Below are 18,017 nucleotides of genomic sequence, written 5' to 3'. Positions count from 1 at the left end.
GTTACGGGGCTGTATGTGCGGCGCTTCTACAACATTCGCTGTTTTCGGCGACCTGGTCACCTATGCGAAGGCGACGTTGTAGATTCCGGCCGCGAGGGCGCCGCCGATCAGCGGCCCCACCACCGGGACCCAGGCGTACGACCAGTCGGAGCCGCCCTTGTTCGGCAGCGGCAGCAGGGCGTGCACGATGCGCGGTCCGAGGTCACGGGCCGGGTTGATCGCGTAACCGGTCGGGCCGCCGAGGGACAGACCGATCGAGACGACCACGAGCGCCGTGATCAGACCGCCCAGCACGCCGAGGCCGTTGCCCGCGTCGTTCAGGCCCTGGGTGAGCACGGCCAGCAGCAGCACGACGGTGCCGATGATCTCCGTGGTGAGGTTCTGCACCGTGTGCCGGATCTCCGGACCGGTGGAGAAGACGCCGAGCACGGGGCCCGCGCCCTTCTCCTGCGCCTCGACGGACTTGGCGGCGGTGGCCTGCGCCCCCGGACCGCCGACGATCTCCTTGTCGGTGAGGTGCGCGTGGAACTGGCCGTAGTAGGCCGCCCAGACCAGAGTCGCACCGATCATCGCGCCGAGGAACTCTCCGGCGAAGTAGGTCGGAACGTTGCTCCAGTCGCCGTCCTTGATGGCGAGTGCCACGGTCACGGCCGGATTGAGGTGGGCCCCGGAGAGCGGCCCCGCGATGTACACCGCCGTCATGACGGCGAAGCCCCACCCGAAGGCGATGGCGAGCCAGCCGGCGTTACGGGCCTTGGAGGCCTTGAGCGTCACGGCGGCACACACGCCGCCGCCGAGCAGGATGAGTATGGCGGTACCGATGGTCTCGCCGATGAAGATGTCGGAGCTGGACACCCGCGACTCCTTTGTCCTTCGTCCAGGGAGCCGACCCCCGGGTCCCACCGGGGATTGGCGCCCTCAGGGGTGAGAGCGATGCCGGCCCTTGGCGTTGTCACACTCTAGCGCGTATTGCCGGTAGGTGTTCGACAATGCCGACCGATGGACGGGAGTCTTTCCCGGCGCCACGGATGCGTCAAGAGTCTGGTTGGCGATAACGCGATCGTTACTGATCGCCCCGGGCCGCCGGTCCTCACGGGCGGTTCCGGCGTCTCCCGGAAAGCTGTGCACGCCCGCACGCGAAGACGACCGGAGCGCCGTACGGCACACCGGTCGTCGTCCGTCGTGGGCTCAGAACCGCCCGGCGCCCAGGTCCCGCGACACCGCGCGGGCGCAGTCCCGGACTGCAGCGATCAGCTCGGGCCGCAGCTCGCCGTCCCGGCGCAGGCGCTCCACCGCCCCGGCGATGCCGACCGCGCCCACCGGCATGCGCCGCCGGTCGTGGATGGGGGCGGCGAGGGAGGCGACACCTTCCCAGGTCTCCTCCACGTCCGCCGCGTACCCCCGCGCGCGGGTGAGGTCGAGGATGTGCTCGAAGGCGTCGAGGTCGCACACGGTGCGGTCGGTGAAGGCCTTGCGGTCGGCCTCCAGCGCCTCGCTGTGGGCGACCGGGTCGTAGGCCGACAGCACTTTGCCCAGGGCCGTGGAGTGCAGCGGCTGCATGGCCCCGATCTCCAGGACCTGCCGGCTGTCGTCGGGCCGGAAGACGTGGTGCACGATCAGCACGCCCTGCTGGTGCAGCACGCCGAGATAGACGCTCTCGCCGCTGGAACGGGCCAGGTCGTCCGTCCACACCAGGGCGCGCGCCCGCAGCTCGTGCACATCGAGATAGGTGGTGCCCAGGCGCAGCAGCTCGGCGCCCAGCTGGTAGCGCCCGGAGGCGTCGTCCTGCTCGACGAACCCCTCCTGCTGGAGGGTGCGCAGGATGCCGTGGGCGGTGCCTTTGGCGAGGCCCAGCGAGGAGGCGATGTCCGACAGGCCGAGCCGCCGCTCGCCACCCGCGAGCAGCCGCAGCATCGCTGCCGCCCGTTCGAGCGACTGGATGTTCCGTGCCATCGCCGTCCTGCCTCCGTCCCCTTCGACCGTCGACCCGCGACGCGCCGCTGCCGCTGTTCGGCAATGCCGAACACTACCGGTCGATGCCGACCTCTCGCTAATGGTCGGCCGGGATCGGTTCGGCAACTCCTCCTCCGCACACCGTGTATCGGCCATCATCGTCCGCCCCGTGGACGCCCTGAACATCAGGGCGCGCTCCCGGATACCCTGACGGCGTGCGCCCTTCCGGGAAGCGATCAGAAGCTTTCCGGACAGCCGCAAAGCCGACAGCCGTCGCACCTGAGGGAGCCCCTTTCATGGCCTCGTTGCCGCTGACCCCTTCCGCCGACAGCCGGACCCGTGTGTCCGCTCTCCGAGAGGCGCTCGCCACCCGCGTGGTGGTCGCCGACGGAGCGATGGGCACCATGCTCCAGGCCCAGGACCCCACTCTCGAGGACTTCCAGAACCTCGAGGGCTGCAACGAGATCCTGAACCTGACCCGCCCGGACATCGTCCGTTCGGTCCATTCGGAGTACTTCGACGCCGGAGTCGACTGCGTCGAGACCAACACCTTCGGCGCCAACCTGACCGCTCTGGGCGAGTACGACATCCCCGAGCGCGTCACCGAGCTGTCCGAGGCGGGTGCGCGCATCGCCCGCGAGACCGCGGACGAGTTCGCGGCGCGGGACGGCCGGCCGCGCTGGGTCCTCGGCTCGATGGGCCCCGGCACCAAGCTGCCCACCCTCGGCCACACCACCTTCACCGCCATCCGCGACGCCTACCAGCAGAACGCGGAGGGCCTGCTCGCCGGCGGTGCGGATGCGCTGCTGGTGGAGACGACGCAGGACCTGTTGCAGACCAAGGCGTCCGTGATCGCCGCCCGCCGCGCGATGGAGACCGCCGGGTTCGAGGTCCCGCTGATCGTGTCGGTGACGGTGGAGACCACCGGCACGATGCTGCTGGGCTCGGAGATCGGCGCGGCGCTGACGGCGCTGGAGCCGCTGGGTGTCGACATGATCGGGTTGAACTGTGCGACGGGGCCGGCGGAGATGAGCGAGCACCTGCGCTATCTGGCCCGGCATGCGCGGGTGCGGCTGTCGTGCATGCCGAACGCCGGCCTGCCGGAGCTGACCAAGGACGGTGCGCGGTACCCGCTGTCCGCCGGGGAGCTGGCGGACGCGCAGGAGACGTTCGTGCGGGACTACGGGCTGTCGCTGGTGGGCGGCTGCTGTGGCACCACGCCCGAGCATCTGCGGCAGCTGGTGGAGCGGGTGCGGGACGTGACGCCTTCCGAGCGCGACCCTCGCCCCGAGCCGGGTGCCGCGTCGCTGTACCAGACGGTTCCGTTCCGGCAGGACACCTCGTACCTGGCGATCGGTGAGCGGACGAACGCCAACGGGTCGAAGAAGTTCCGTGAGGCGATGCTCGAGGGCCGCTGGGACCACTGTGTGGAGCTGGCGCGGGAGCAGATCCGTGAGGGCGCGCACATGCTGGATCTGTGCGTGGACTATGTCGGCCGGGACGGTGTGGCCGACATGGAGGAGCTGGCCGGGCGGTTCGCGACCGCCTCCACGCTGCCGATCGTGCTGGACTCCACCGAGGTCGACGTCATCCGGGCGGGGCTGGAGAAGCTCGGCGGTCGTGCGGTGATCAACTCGGTGAACTACGAGGACGGCGCCGGCCCGGAGTCCCGCTTCGCGCGCGTCACCCAGCTGGCCAAGGAGCACGGTGCGGCGCTGATCGCGCTGACCATCGACGAGGAGGGCCAGGCCCGCACCGCCGAGAAGAAGGTGGAGATCGCCGAGCGGCTGATCGCCGACCTGACCGGCAACTGGGGCATTCGTGAGGAGGACATCCTCATCGACTGCCTGACCTTCACCATCTGCACCGGCCAGGAGGAGTCCCGGGGCGACGGTCTGGCCACCATCGAGGGCATCCGCGAGCTGAAGCGCCGCCATCCGAACGTGCAGACCACCCTGGGGCTGTCGAACATCTCCTTCGGCCTGAACCCGGCCGCCCGGATCCTGCTGAACTCCGTCTTCCTGGACGAGTGCGTCAAGGCGGGCCTGGACTCGGCGATCGTCCACGCGTCGAAGATCCTGCCCATCGCCCGGTTCAGCGAGGAGGAGGTCACCACCGCCCTCGACCTGATCCACGACCGGCGGCGTGAGGGCTACGACCCGCTGCAGAAGCTGATGGCCCTGTTCGAAGGGGCGACGGCCAAGTCCTTGAAGGCGGGCAAGGCGGAGGAGCTGGCCGCGCTGCCGCTGGAGGAGCGGCTGAAGCGGCGGATCATCGACGGCGAGCGCAACGGTCTCGAGGCCGATCTGGACGAGGCCCTTGAGTCCCGCAAGGCGCTGGACATCGTCAACGACACGCTGCTGGACGGCATGAAGGTGGTCGGTGAGCTGTTCGGCTCCGGGCAGATGCAGCTGCCGTTCGTGCTCCAGTCCGCCGAGGTGATGAAGAACGCCGTCGCGCACCTCGAGCCGCACATGGAGAAGACCGACGAGGCGGGCAAGGGCACGATCGTGCTGGCCACGGTGCGCGGCGACGTGCACGACATCGGCAAGAACCTCGTCGACATCATCCTGTCGAACAACGGCTACAACGTGGTCAACCTGGGCATCAAGCAGCCCGTCTCCGCGATCCTGGACGCCGCCGACCAGCACAAGGCCGATGTCATCGGCATGTCCGGCCTGCTGGTCAAGTCCACCGTGATCATGAAGGAGAACCTCGAGGAGCTCAACCAGCGCGGGCTGGCCGCCGACTATCCCGTCATCCTCGGCGGCGCCGCCCTCACCCGCGCCTACGTCGAGCAGGACCTCCACGAGATCTACCAGGGAGAGGTCCGCTACGCCCGCGACGCCTTCGAAGGCCTGCGCCTGATGGACGCCCTCATCGGCATCAAGCGCGGCGTCCCCGGAGCCCAGCTCCCCGAGCTGAGGCAGCGCCGGGTGCGGGCCGCGGCGGTGGAGGTCGAGGAGCGGCCCGAGGCGGGACACGTCCGCTCCGACGTCGCCACCGACAACCCGGTCCCCGAGCCGCCCTTCTGGGGCACCCGCGTGATCAAGGGCATCCAGCTCAAGGAGTACGCGACCTGGCTCGACGAGGGCGCCCTCTTCAAGGGCCAGTGGGGCCTGAAGCAGGCCCGCACCGGGGCGGGACCGACGTACGAGGAGCTCGTCGAGACCGAGGGCCGGCCGAGGCTGCGCGGGCTGCTGGACCGGCTGCAGACGGAGAACCTGCTGGAGGCGGCCGTGGTCTACGGCTACTTCCCGTGCGTCTCCAAGGACGACGACCTGATCATCCTGGACGAGCAGGGCAACGAGCGCACCCGCTTCACCTTCCCGCGCCAGCGCCGCGGCCGCCATCTGTGCCTGGCGGACTTCTTCCGGCCGGAGGAGTCCGGGGAGACCGACGTCGTGGGTCTGCAGGTCGTCACCGTCGGCTCCCGCATCGGTGAGGAGACCGCGCGGATGTTCGAGGCCAACGCCTACCGCGACTACCTCGAGCTCCACGGACTGTCCGTGCAGCTGGCCGAGGCGCTCGCCGAGTACTGGCACGCGCGCGTGCGTTCCGAGCTCGGCTTCTCCGCGGAGGACCCGGCCGAGATGGAGGACATGTTCGCCCTGAAGTACCGGGGTGCCCGCTTCTCCCTCGGCTACGGCGCCTGCCCGGACCTGGAGGACCGTGCCAAGATCGCCGACCTGCTCCGGCCGGAGCGCATCGGCGTCCACCTGTCCGAGGAGTTCCAGCTGCACCCCGAGCAGTCCACGGACGCCATCGTGATCCACCACCCGGAGGCCAAGTACTTCAACGCCCGCTGAGGCGTCGGCGTACCGTCGCACGGGTCACATCAGGCATTCCAGGACCGCACGACGTACACTGGTCGGTCCACTGCAGGCCGGTTCCCCCCGTGGGAACCGGCCTGGTCTTCCCTCAAGGAGGTACGTGGATGACCAGTACGGTCCCCGCGCTCGGAACTCTTACGGCCGAAGGCTCGGCCCTCCAGGCCGTGCTCCTCGACATGGACGGCACCCTGGTGGACACCGAGGGCTTCTGGTGGGACGTCGAGGTCGAGGTGTTCGCCTCCCTCGGCCACACCCTCGACGACGCCTGGCGCCATGTCGTGGTCGGCGGCCCGATGACCCGCAGCGCGGGGTTTCTCATCGAGGCGACCGGTGCCGACATCGGTCTCGCCGAACTGACGGTGCTCCTCAACGACGGCTTCGAGGACCGCATCGACCGCGCCCTGCCGCTGATGCCGGGCGCCGCGCGGCTGCTCGCCGAACTCGCCGAGCACGAGATCCCCACGGCGCTCGTCTCCGCCTCCCACCGGCGCATCATCGACCGGGTGCTGACCACGCTGGGGCCGCAGCACTTCAGGCTGTCGGTCGCGGGTGACGAGGTGCCGCGCACCAAGCCGCACCCCGACCCGTATCTCGCGGCCGCCGCGGGACTCGGTGCGGACCCCGCGCGGTGCGCCGTGGTCGAGGACACCGTGACCGGTGTCACCGCCGCGGAGGCGGCGGGCTGTCAGGTCGTGGCGGTGCCTTCGGTGGGCCCGATCACGTCGGCCGCCCGGCGGACGGTCGTCCCCTCGCTGGAAGTCGTGGACCTGACATTCCTGCGCGGGCTGATGACGGAAATGCGCTAGGCGTTCACCCAGCGTGCCACGGCACGGGAAACCGGAATTTCCGCCACTCGGTTGCCGGTGACGGGCAGTTGCCCGAAAGAATTCGTTCCGGTTGCCGGTGGCCGAATTCCGGCGCTTCGGAGCCCGTTTTCACATGTGAGGTTCGCCACACGCGAGGGGGTCGACAACGATGTCCGGGTGTGCCGTCCGCCCGATTTCGGACGTGGCCGGTGCGCCCTTGTGTCCTGATTGGTGGGAACCTGCACTAATCCTTCCCCGGTCACCTTCGCCGATCCGTTCACACCCGGTTTCACTGCGTGATGAGCGGTCAACTCCGGCGGCTGCGAACCCTCCTGCGGGCGCGGACTAATGTCGTCGCGAGAACCTCGCCCCCATCCATGTGATCCGCTGCAACAACCCCTGCATGCCGGATACACGGAGTCGACAGTCCTGGAGAAACTCGAGCATGAACCGCAAGACTTTGGTGCTGGCGGCCGCGATGGGCCTCCTCGCGCCGGTGCTCGCCGCCTGCGGCGACACCGAGGGCGGGAGCGGCGACGGCGATGCGATCGTCGTGGGCACCACGGACCGGTTCACCGCATCGGAGGAGGACGGCAACGCGCCCCTCGACCCGGCCATGGCCTACGACGTCGGTACCTGGAACGTCCTGCGGCAGACCGTGCAGACCCTGATGGTCCAGCCCCGTGGCGACGGCGAGCCCGTGCCGGATGCCGCCGAGTCGTGCGGATTCACCGACGCCGGCAACCAGCGGTACAGCTGCAAGCTCCGTGACGGCCTGAAGTTCTCCAACGGCGACGCGATCACCGCGGCCGACGTGAAGTACTCCATCGAGCGGGCCCTCGCCATCAAGCACGACAGCGGCGTCTTCGCGCTGCTCTCCACCATCGACACCGTGGAGACGCAGGGCGACAACGAGGTGATCTTCCACCTCAAGGCCGCCGACGCCACCTTCCCGTACAAGCTGTCCACCCCGGTCGCGGGCATCGTCAACCCGGACGACTACGAGAAGAACAAGCTGCGCGAAGGCTTCGAAGTCAGCGGCTCCGGGCCGTACACCCTCGACGCCGAGGTCGAGGACAATGAGATCGTCAAGGCCACCTTCAGCAAGAACACGTCCTACAAGGGCGCGTTGGAGGTGAACAACGACAAGGTCGAGATGCGGACCTTCGAGACCTCCGAGGCGATGGGGGAGGCGCTGGAGAAGGGCGACATCCAGGTCATGACCCGCTCCATGTCGCCCGAGCAGATCCAGAAGCTCGCCAACGCCTCCGACAGCGAGATCGAACTGGTCGAGTCGCCGGGTCTGGAGATCCGCTACCTGGCCTTCAACACCGAGGCCGAGACCGTCGAGGACAAGGCCGTCCGCCAGGCGATGGCGCAGATCATCGACCGCGGCAAGCTGGTCGGCAACGTCTACGGCACCCAGGCCGAGCCCCTGTTCTCGCTGGTCCCCGCCGGCGTCACCGGCCACAACAACGCGTTCTTCAACACGTACGGCGACCCGAACGTGGCCAAGGCACGCCAGCGGCTCGAGGAGGCCGGCGTGAGCACGCCGGTGAAGCTGACGCTGCACTACACGACCGACCACTACGGTCCCGCGACCAAGGCCGAGTTCGAGCAGCTGAGCAAGCAGCTCAACGACAGCGGCCTGTTCGAGACCGACATCAAGGGCGTGCCCTGGAACGAGTTCAGCCCCGGTGGCCGCAAGGGCAAGTACGACGTCTACGGCATGGGCTGGTTCCCGGACTACCCGGACGCCGACGCCTTCATCTCGCCCTTCCTCGACGAGGACAACTTCCTCAACTCGCCCTACGCCAACAACAAGATCCGCAAGGATCTGATCCCGCAGTCGCGCCGCCAGGCCGACCGTCTGTCCGCCTCCGACAGCCTCACGGAGATCCAGGACATCGTCGCCGACGACGTTCCGGTGCTGCCGCTGTGGCAGGGCAAGCAGTACATCGCCACACGCGACGGCATCACCGGCACCGCCTACGCCCTCAACTCGTCCTCGACTCTCCAGCTGTGGGAGCTCGGACGCGGCGCCAGCGGCTGACGGACCTGCACGGTGCCCGGAGCGTCCACCTGCTCCGGGCACACAGAACGACAAGGCAAAGCACGTGAACCTGCGCAACCAGTGGCCGGTCCTGCCCCTCGTGGCAGGGCTGGCCTCCGGCCTGTTGACCGGCTGTGGCACCGAGAACGGCACGGGAGCCGACGGCTCCGGCATCGTGGTGGGGATGTCCGACGACGTCCTGGCCACCGACCCGGCCTCCGGCTACGATCCCGGCTCCTGGCTGCTGTTCAACAACGTCTTCCAGTCGCTGCTGAGCTTCCCCAAGGGAGCCACCGAGCCGCAGCCCGACGCCGCCGAGAACTGCGCCTTCTCGGGCACCGGCACCAAGGTCTACACCTGCACCCTGCGGGACGGGCTGAAGTTCAGCAACGGTGACCCGCTCACCTCGAAGGACGTGAAGTTCTCCTTCGACCGCATGCTGAAGATCAACGACCCCGACGGGCCGGCGGTCATGTTCCCCACGCTGGAGAACGTCAGCACCCCCGACGAGAAGACGGTCGTCTTCGAGCTCAACACCGCCGACGCCACCTTCCCCAGCAAGATCGCCTCCGGCGCCGGCGCCATCGTCGACCACCGCGAGTACGACGCGAACGGACTCCGCGAGGACGGCGAAGCGGTCGGCTCCGGCCCGTACAAGCTGGAGTCGTTCGGCAACGACCGTGCCGTGTTCTCCGTCAACGAGCACTACCGGGGCACCGCGAAGCCCAAGAACTCCGGTGTGACGCTGGAGTTCTTCCACGGCGACCAGAAGGGGCTGCAGCGGGCCGTCGAGGAGGCCGAGGTCGACATCGCCTACCGCGGTCTCACCGCCCAGGCCGTCGCCGACATCGAGAAGACCGACCGCGGCACCGGCGGGATCGACGTCGTCGAAGGCAGCAGCGCCGAGGTCCAGCACCTCGTCTTCAACATGGACGATCCGGTCGCCGGGAAGCCCGGCGTACGCAAGGCCATCGCCCATCTCCTCGACCGCGACGCCCTCATCCGGGACGTCTACGAGGGCACCGCCACCCCGCTCTACTCGATCATCCCCGCCGGTGTCGCGGGCCACAACACGGCCTTCTTCGACACCTACGGCGCCCGCCCCTCCAAGTCCAAGGCCGCCGCGGCACTGGAGAGGGAGGGCATCAGCGGCAAGGTGAAGCTGACCCTGTGGTCCACCCCGTCCCGCTACGGCCCGGCCACCGACCAGGAACTGCAGGCGATCGCCGGACAGCTCAACGCCAGCGGCCTTTTCGACGCCGACGTCGAGTCCGTCCCCTTCGCCCAGTACGAGAAGGACATCGCCGCCGGCAAGTACGGCGTCTACGTCAAGGGATGGGTCCCGGACTACCCGGACGCCGACAACTTCACCGGGCCCTTCTTCGGCGAGGGCAACGTGCTGGACAACCACTACGACAACAGCACGATCACCGAGTCACTCCTCCCGCGCACCGCCGCCCAGCGGGACCGCGCCGCCACCGACAAGGACTTCGGCCGGGTCCAGGACATCGTCGCGGAGGACATCCCCGTCCTCCCGGTCTGGCAGGCCAAGCAGTACGCGGTCGTCCAGGACGGTGTGTACGGCGTGGAGTACTGCCTCGACGCCTCGACCGTGTTCCGGTTCTGGGAGCTCAGCAAGAGCTGACGCCGCACGAGCACGACGAGGGCGCCCTCCCGGCCGGGAGGGCGCCCTCGTCCTGTCGCACCTGTCGCGGCTACTGCGCGCCGGGGCGCACCAGCCCGCTCTCGTAGGCGTAGACCGCGGCCTGCACCCGGTCGCGCAGGCCCAGCTTGGTCAGCACATGACCGACATGCGTCTTCACGGTGGTCTCGCTGACGAACAGATCGGCGGCGATCTCCGCGTTGGACAGCCCGCGCGCCACCAGCTTCAGCACCTCCACCTCACGCTCGGTCAGCGTGTGCAGCGTGTCCGGCACGGGCTCGTCACCGGAGGGCAGATGCGTGGCGTACTTGTCCAGCAGCCGGCGCGTGATGCTCGGCGCGAGCATCGCCTCCCCGGCGGCCACCACGCGGATCGCCTGCACCAGCTCATTGGCCGGGGCGTCCTTCAGCAGGAAGCCGCTGGCCCCCGCCTTCAGGGCCTCCACCACGTACTCGTCGAGGTCGAACGTCGTCAGCACCAGCACCTTCGCCGGCCCGTTCCGTTCGGGCCCGGTGATCTGCCGGGTCGCCTCCACCCCGTCCATCCGCGGCATGCGGATGTCCATCAGCACCACATCGGGCTGCAGCGCCCGCACCTGGTCCAGGGCCTGGAGGCCGTCTCCGGCCTCGCCGACGACCGCGAGGTCCTGCTCGGCCTCCAGAATCATCCGGAACCCGGTGCGCAGCAGCGGCTGGTCGTCGACCAGTAGGACGCGGATGGCCACGTAAGTCTCCTTCGCTAGTCCGGCCCCATTCTGCCCTGATGGCCCCCGCCCGACTCAGCCGCCCTCACGGGGAGAGGATACGGCGGGGGAGTGCCGCCGAACTCCGGACAGTGGGCCTGGTGGTCGCACCAGCCGCACAGCTTCGTCGGACGCGGACGCCAGTCACCCGTCTCCGTCGCCAGCCGGATCGCGTCCCACAGCGCGAGCAGCTTGCGCTCGACCCGCTCCAGATCGGCGCGCACCGGGTCGTAGGTCAGCACGTCACCGCTGCCCAGATAGACGAGCTGGAGCCGGCGCGGGATCACCTGCTTCAGACGCCAGACGACCAGCGCGTAGAACTTCATCTGGAACAGGGCACCCTCGGCATACTCCGGGCGGGGGGCCTTGCCCGTCTTGTAGTCGACGATCCGCACCTCGCCGGTGGGCGCCACGTCGACCCGGTCGATGATGCCGCGCAGCCGCAGCCCCGACTCCAGCTCCGCCTCGACGAACAGCTCCCGCTCCGCGGGCTCCAGCCGGCTCGGATCCTCCAGCGCGAACCAGCGCTCGACCAGCGTCTCCGCCTCCGTCAGCCAGCGGGCGAGCCGCTCGCCGTCCGGGTCGTCGGCGAACAGCTCCACGACCTCCGGGCGGGTCTCGCGCAGCCGGTCCCACTGGCCCGGGACCAGCGCCTTCGCCCGCGGCGCGGTGCGCTCGGCCGCGGGGGCGTCGAAGAGCCGCTCCAGCACCGCGTGCACCAGCGTGCCCCTGGTCGCCGCCTCGCTCGGCTTCTCCGGCAGCCGGTCGATCACCCGGAACCGGTACAGCAGCGGACACTGCATGAAGTCGCTCGCACGCGAAGGGGACAGCGACGCCGGCGGTATGACGGAAGCCCCGGTCACCACGACCGCGTCCACTGCCGTCCCCGCCGTGACCGCGCTGCTGTCGGGCCGCGCCGCGCCCTCGGTGCTCGTCTCCATGACCACAGACCTTACGGCCCACCACCGACAGTGCGGCGTGACCGAAGGGAGAGAAGGGGAAGGAGGGGGTAGAGACAGGGGTGCCGGGGCGGAACGGGCGGCGATCGCCGCATACCATCGACGTGAGACCTCCCGTCCGGCAGGCGCGGGATACGCAGCGAACGAGGGGACACCGGTGGATGTAAGCGGCGGGCGCGGGCAGCCGCGGCCCGGCAACGACGAGTCGGCCGACCGCACAGGGCCCCAGGCCCCGGCCACCGACGACGCCCTCCCCGGGACCGGCGCACACCCCACGCCCCCGGCCGAGCCCGCCGACGGCACCCGCGCGCAGGAACCTTCCTCACCGCCCGCCGACGACGCCCGCACGGCCGGACCCCCGTCACCTCCCGCCGAGGCCGGTCACGGCGCCCAGGGCGCGGACGCCACCGACCACACCGCCCCCGCGGACCCGAGCCCCACGCCCGGGCCGCAGGAGGGCGCGCCGCCCGGAGCCGACCGTCCCGACGTCCCCGCCGCAGGCCAGGGCGCGCCGGCCGCTCCGCCCGCCGGCGCCCCCGAGGCACGGCACCACGCCCACCGCACGCCGGCCCACTCCGGCGGCGGCCAGGGCCCCGGCCCGCAGCGACCGGAGGAGCGGAAGCGGGGCGGACTGCTGATGGGGCGGCCCTTCGGGGTACCCGTGTACGTGGCGCCCAGCTGGTTCCTCGTCGCCATCCTCATCACCTGGGTCTTCGGCGGACAGATCGACCGCGTCCTGCCCGAACTCGGCGCCGCCAGCTATCTGGTCTCCCTGTTCTTCGCGGTCGCCTTCTACGCCTCCGTGCTCGTCCACGAGCTCGCCCACACCCTCGCCGCCCTCCGCTTCAAACTGCCGGTGCGCCGCATCCAGCTGCAGTTCTTCGGCGGTGTCTCCGAGATCGAGAAGGAGGCCGAGACACCCGGCCGGGAGTTCGTGCTGGCCTTCGTCGGCCCCCTGCTCTCCCTGGTGCTGTCCGGCCTGTTCTACCTGGCCCTGCTCGCGGTCGACCCCAGCAGCGTCCCCGGGGTGCTGCTGGCCGGCCTGATGATCTCCAACCTCATCGTCGCCGTCTTCAACCTCCTGCCCGGCCTCCCCCTCGACGGCGGCCGCATGCTCCGCGCCGTCGTCTGGGCCATCAGCGGCAAGCCGATGACCGGCACCATCGCCGCCGCCTGGGTGGGCCGCGCCCTCGCCGTCTCCGTCCTGATCGGTCTGCCGCTGCTCACCCAGTCCGGGGCCCTCGGCTCCGACGCCGTCGACAACGTCGGCATGGACACCGTCCTGGACGCCCTGCTCGCCGCCATCCTCGCCGCGATCATCTGGACCGGCGCCGGCAACAGCCTGCGCATGGCCCGGCTGCGGGAACACCTGCCCGAGCTGCGCGCCCGCACGCTCACCCGCCGCGCCGTACCCGTCGAGAGCGACACCCCCCTCTCCGAGGCCCTGCGCCGCGCCAACGCCGCCGGGGCCCGGGCCCTGGTCGTCGTCGACGCCGACGGCGTGCCCCTCTCCCTGGTCCGTGAGGCGGCCATCGTCGGCGTCCCCGAACACCGCCGCCCCTGGGTCCCGGTCAGCGGCCTCGCCCAGGACCTCACCGACGGCATGCGCGTCTCCGCGGAGCTCGCCGGAGAGGACCTCCTGGACGCCCTGCGCGCGGCACCGGCCACCGAGTACCTCGTGGTCGAGGAGACGGGCGAGATCTACGGCGTCCTGTCCGCCGCGGACGTGGAACGAGCCTTCGTCAAGGCCATGGCACGGCCCAGCTGAACCGGGCCCCGAAACGGCGCGGCGAACCGCGCGCGGCCACGCGGACCCGCACCGGGCGCCCACGGTCGGGACGGGCCCCGGGGAACGGTAGGCTGGTCACATGTCCGAACCGACCGGTGCCGCCCGCAGGCGCGGGCCCTTCAAGGTCGGGGACCAGGTTCAGCTGACCGACCCCAAGGGCCGCCACTACACGTTCACGCTCGAGGCCGGGAAGAATTTCCACACCCACAAGGGTTCCTTCCCCCACGACGAACTGATCGGTGCTCCCGAGGGCAGCGTTGTCCGCACCACCGGGAACGTCGCCTACCTCGCGCTGCGCCCCCTGCTCCCCGACTACGTCCTGTCCATGCCCCGCGGGGCAGCCGTCGTCTACCCGAAGGACGCGGGGCAGATCCTCGCCTTCGCCGACATCTTCCCCGGCGCGCGCGTCGTCGAGGCCGGCGTCGGCTCCGGCTCGCTCAGCAGCTTCCTGCTGCGCGCCATCGGCGACCGGGGCATGCTGCACTCCTACGAGCGCCGCGAGGACTTCGCCGACATCGCCCGGCAGAACGTCGAGCGCTACTTCGGCGGACCGCACCCCGCCTGGCAGCTCACCGTCGGCGACCTCCAGGACAACCTGTCCGACACCGACGTCGACCGCGTCATCCTCGACATGCTCGCTCCCTGGGAGTGCCTGGAGGCCGTCTCCAAGGCGCTCGTCCCCGGCGGCATCCTCTGCTGCTACGTCGCCACCACCACCCAGCTGGCCCGGACCGTCGAGTCCATCCGCGAGATCGGCTGCTTCAACGAGCCGACCGCCTGGGAGACGATGATCCGCAACTGGCACATCGAGGGCCTGGCCGTCCGCCCGGACCACCGGATGATCGGCCACACCGGCTTCCTGCTCACCGCCCGCCGCCTCGCCGACGGCGTCGAGCCGCCCATGCGCCGCCGCCGCCCCGCCAAGGGCGCCTACGGCGAGGACTACGCCGGCCCCAACGCCGACGGAGGCGCCGCCCGCTGACGCGGTCCGTCGCCCCCACAACGTACGGGCGCCGTGGCGCAGTTCCCGACAACCGCTCGGAACTGCGCCACGGCGCTTTCGCGTTGACTTCCGGTTCTCCCCACCGAAACCGCACACCCCGCCGTTCCCCCCGAACTGTGACGTGTGGCACGATGCTGGCCACCCCCACCGGCACAGCCCTCACAGGAGACACTCCTCGTGCAGCCATCCGCCGTCCCGGAGCTCGCTCACACGCACGCACGCCCGATCCACTGGGTCGCCACCGCCACGGCCCTCGCCGGTGTCGTGGCGCTCTCCTCCGTCCTGGGGCCCGACGCCGCGACCGCGGCCCCGCCTCCGGACCCGCAGACGAAGAGCGCCCCCGCGCACATCGCCCCGCCCGACCCGGCGGCCGTCGAGTTCCCCCTCGACTGCGGCCCGGTGAAGACGGTGGTGAAGAAGAAGGCATCCGGCGACCTCGACGGCGACGGGCGGCCGGAGACGGTCGCGGTGGTGCACTGCGACGCCCCCATGGGCACCCCGCCCGACGGCGTGTACGTCATCACCCGGGCCGCCGCCGGCACCGCGCCGCGCGTGGTCGCCACCCTCGCCGACCCCCAGGACCGCACCAACGTCGACGACTTCGCCGTACGCGACGGGGAGGTCACCGCCACCCTCCTCGGCTACTCGTCCGAGGACGTGCCCAGTTGCTGTCCCGATGTGCGCGAGAGCGTCAAGTGGCGGTGGGCGGACGGGTCGTTCGTGCGGTCCGCCCCGTCCGGAGCCAGGAGCGTGTGACCCGCGCGCGGGCGGGCGTCGGGGTGCGCGACCCCGGAGTGTGAGAAATCAGACAGTCGTGACGCGCCGTGCCATAACGGTCACCCGGCGTCCGGCCCGTGGACCTCGGTCCCGTCCGACACCCGGCGGACGTGGATGCACTCGCCCGGGCACTCCTTCGCGGAGTCGATCACATCCGTGAGGAGCGGCAGCGGCACAGGCGTTGTCGCGCCCCTGTCCTGCAGCAACTCGTCCTGCGGGCTCTTCACATAGGCCAGGCCGTCGATGTCCAGCTCGAACACCTCGGGCGCGTACTGGGCGCAGATGCCGTCGCCGGTACACAGGTCCTGGTCGATCCAGACCTCCAGGGCCTCGCCGCCGACTCCGGCATCCTGCTGCACGCTCATCTCTCCTGCCGTTTCCAGCGCCGGGCCGAGCGGGAATCCGGCCAGCTCCGACGGGTGTTGAACACCTCGACCCTACCTTCGCCTGGGTTCCAATCATCTTCGGTGGGTATTCCCCTGGCGTGAGGGAGAGCGCAAGGGTGAAGATCGGACACACCCCGACCGTCTTTGTGATCTAGGGGTTTCAATCGACACCCGCCCAGGTAGGGTCTGGAAGCGTCCAGCTCCCCTTGGAGGAGGTGAGGACCGTGGCAGCCCACGACGACGACATGAACCGCGGCATCCGCCCGGGACGCGGGTCCGACGACCCGGCCGGGCAGATCGCCTACCTTGAGCAGGAGATCGCCGTCCTGCGACGCAAGCTCGCCGACTCTCCGCGACACACGAGGATTCTCGAAGAGCGGATCGTCGAGCTGCAGACCAACCTGGCCGGCGTGTCCGCCCAGAACGAACGACTCGCGGGCACGCTCCGTGAGGCCCGTGACCAGATCGTGGCCCTCAAGGAAGAGGTCGACCGGCTCGCACAGCCCCCGGCCGGCTTCGGTGTCTTCCTCACGGCGAACGAGGACGGCACGGCCGACATCTTCACCGGCGGCAGAAAGCTGCGGGTGAACGTCAGCCCCGGCGTCGAGCTCGAGGAGCTCAGGCGCGGCCAGGAAGTGATGCTCAACGAAGCGCTCAACGTGGTCGAGGCCATGGAGTTCGAGCGCGTCGGCGACATCGTCACCCTCAAGGAGATCCTCGAGGACGGCGAGCGGGCCCTGGTGCTCGGGCACACCGACGAGGAGCGGGTGGTACGGCTCGCCGAGCCGCTGCTGGACGTCACCATCCGCCCCGGCGACGCCCTGCTCATGGAGCCCCGCTCGGGCTACGTCTACGAGGTGGTACCGAAGAGCGAGGTCGAGGAGCTCGTCCTCGAGGAAGTCCCCGACATCGGATACGAGCAGATCGGCGGCCTCGGCAACCAGATCGAGGCCATCCGCGACGCGGTCGAGCTGCCCTACCTCTACCCGGACCTGTTCAAGGAGCACGAACTGCGGCCGCCCAAGGGTGTGCTGCTGTACGGGCCCCCCGGATGCGGCAAGACGCTCATCGCCAAGGCCGTCGCCAACTCGCTGGCCAAGAAGGTCGCCGAGGTCACCGGCCAGGCCGCCGGCAAGAGCTTCTTCCTCAACATCAAGGGCCCCGAGCTGCTGAACAAGTACGTCGGCGAGACCGAGCGGCAGATCCGCCTGGTCTTCCAGCGGGCCCGGGAGAAGGCCAGCGAGGGCACCCCCGTCATCGTCTTCTTCGACGAGATGGAGTCCCTCTTCCGCACCCGTGGCTCCGGCGTCAGCTCGGACGTGGAGAACACCATCGTCCCGCAGCTGCTCGCCGAGATCGACGGCGTGGAGGGCCTGCAGAACGTGGTCGTGATCGGCGCCTCCAACCGTGAGGACATGATCGACCCCGCCATCCTGCGGCCCGGCCGTCTGGACGTGAAGATCAAGATCGAGCGCCCGGACGCCGAAGCGGCCAAGGACATCTTCGGCAAGTACCTCACCGAACGTCTCCCGCTGCACGGCGACGACCTCACCGAGCACGCCGGCGACAAGTCCATGACGGTCCAGAGCATGATCCAGACCGCGGTGGAACAGATGTACGCCGAATCGGAGGAGAACCGCTTCCTGGAAGTCACCTACGCCAACGGCGACAAGGAAGTCCTGTACTTCAAGGACTTCAATTCCGGCGCCATGATCGAGAACATCGTGGGCCGCGCCAAGAAGATGGCGATCAAGGACTTCCTGGAGAAGAACCAGAAGGGTCTCCGCGTCTCGCACCTGCTCCAGGCCTGCGTGGACGAGTTCAAGGAGAACGAGGACCTGCCCAACACCACCAACCCGGACGACTGGGCCCGTATCTCCGGAAAGAAGGGCGAGCGGATTGTGTACATCCGTACGCTCATCACCGGAAAGCAGGGCGCGGACACCGGACGCTCCATCGACACCGTGGCGAATACCGGTCAGTACCTGTAAAAGCCAGGGCGGCTGCGGGTGCCCTCAGCGGGGTACCCGCAGCCGACTGTTTTTCGGGGCCA

13 protein-coding genes are annotated in these 18,017 nt (G+C 69.8%); 8 read left to right on the top strand and 5 right to left on the bottom strand.

The genetic code is table 11. From position 1 onward, the window contains the following. Positions 1-60: 60 nt before the first annotated feature. Positions 61-855 (bottom strand): MIP/aquaporin family protein, encoded by a 795-nt coding sequence (locus ACZ44S_RS07870; protein ID WP_466925658.1) that lies wholly within the window; start codon positions 853-855, stop codon positions 61-63. A gap of 333 nt (positions 856-1,188) precedes the next feature. Beyond that, a complete protein-coding gene (locus tag ACZ44S_RS07865; protein WP_190166294.1) occupies positions 1,189-1,953 on the bottom strand; it encodes an IclR family transcriptional regulator in 765 nt (254 codons plus the stop codon). A 296-nt stretch (positions 1,954-2,249) separates the two neighbouring features. On the opposite strand from ACZ44S_RS07865, the gene metH reads away from it, so the two are divergent. From metH to ACZ44S_RS07845, 4 genes are all read left to right on the top strand, one after another. Further along, entirely contained in the window at positions 2,250-5,762 is a 3,513-nt protein-coding gene (gene metH / locus ACZ44S_RS07860) for a methionine synthase (protein WP_466925655.1), read from the top strand. 128 nt (positions 5,763-5,890) lie between these two features. Next, positions 5,891-6,592 carry an HAD family hydrolase gene (locus ACZ44S_RS07855; protein ID WP_466925652.1) on the top strand — a complete coding sequence of 234 codons (702 nt, stop codon included), beginning with the start codon at positions 5,891-5,893 and terminating at the stop codon, positions 6,590-6,592. A gap of 445 nt (positions 6,593-7,037) precedes the next feature. Further along, positions 7,038-8,645 (top strand): ABC transporter substrate-binding protein, encoded by a 1,608-nt coding sequence (locus ACZ44S_RS07850; RefSeq protein WP_466925650.1) that lies wholly within the window; start codon positions 7,038-7,040, stop codon positions 8,643-8,645. A 64-nt stretch (positions 8,646-8,709) separates the two neighbouring features. Further along, positions 8,710-10,290 (top strand): ABC transporter substrate-binding protein, encoded by a 1,581-nt coding sequence (locus tag ACZ44S_RS07845; protein WP_466925648.1) that lies wholly within the window; start codon positions 8,710-8,712, stop codon positions 10,288-10,290. Positions 10,291-10,360: 70 nt separating this feature from the next. Here ACZ44S_RS07845 and ACZ44S_RS07840 read toward each other — a convergent pair whose 3' ends face one another. Together ACZ44S_RS07840 and ACZ44S_RS07835 are read right to left on the bottom strand one after the other, a co-directional pair. Further along, positions 10,361-11,032 carry a response regulator gene (locus tag ACZ44S_RS07840; RefSeq protein ID WP_037932336.1) on the bottom strand — a complete coding sequence of 224 codons (672 nt, stop codon included), beginning with the start codon at positions 11,030-11,032 and terminating at the stop codon, positions 10,361-10,363. 14 nt (positions 11,033-11,046) lie between these two features. After that, a complete protein-coding gene (locus tag ACZ44S_RS07835; RefSeq protein ID WP_466925645.1) occupies positions 11,047-11,991 on the bottom strand; it encodes a RecB family exonuclease in 945 nt (314 codons plus the stop codon). A gap of 175 nt (positions 11,992-12,166) precedes the next feature. Between ACZ44S_RS07835 and ACZ44S_RS07830 the strand changes: the two genes are divergently transcribed. The 3 genes from ACZ44S_RS07830 (at position 12,167) to ACZ44S_RS07820 (ending at position 15,557) form a co-directional block, all read left to right on the top strand. Continuing rightward, a complete protein-coding gene (locus tag ACZ44S_RS07830; protein WP_466925642.1) occupies positions 12,167-13,777 on the top strand; it encodes a site-2 protease family protein in 1,611 nt (536 codons plus the stop codon). Between the two features lie 100 nt (positions 13,778-13,877). Beyond that, positions 13,878-14,780, top strand: coding sequence for a tRNA (adenine-N1)-methyltransferase (locus ACZ44S_RS07825; RefSeq protein ID WP_466925639.1), 903 nt, complete (start codon positions 13,878-13,880; stop codon positions 14,778-14,780). A gap of 198 nt (positions 14,781-14,978) precedes the next feature. After that, the gene (locus tag ACZ44S_RS07820) at positions 14,979-15,557 is read left to right on the top strand and encodes a hypothetical protein (protein WP_466925636.1); all 579 of its coding nucleotides are present in this window, start codon (positions 14,979-14,981) and stop codon (positions 15,555-15,557) included. A gap of 80 nt (positions 15,558-15,637) precedes the next feature. On the opposite strand, the gene ACZ44S_RS07815 is transcribed toward ACZ44S_RS07820, so the two are convergent. Beyond that, on the bottom strand, positions 15,638-15,943 hold the full coding sequence (locus ACZ44S_RS07815; protein WP_466925633.1) for a ferredoxin: 306 nt from the start codon (positions 15,941-15,943) through the stop codon (positions 15,638-15,640). Positions 15,944-16,188: 245 nt separating this feature from the next. Between ACZ44S_RS07815 and arc the strand changes: the two genes are divergently transcribed. After that, positions 16,189-17,955 carry a proteasome ATPase gene (gene arc, locus ACZ44S_RS07810; RefSeq protein WP_466925631.1) on the top strand — a complete coding sequence of 589 codons (1,767 nt, stop codon included), beginning with the start codon at positions 16,189-16,191 and terminating at the stop codon, positions 17,953-17,955. Positions 17,956-18,017 lie beyond the last annotated feature (62 nt).

The organism is Streptomyces malachitofuscus (assembly GCF_055571035.1).
The sequence above is the reverse complement of the archived record's forward strand: the minus strand, read 5'-3'. Positions and strand labels throughout refer to the sequence as shown.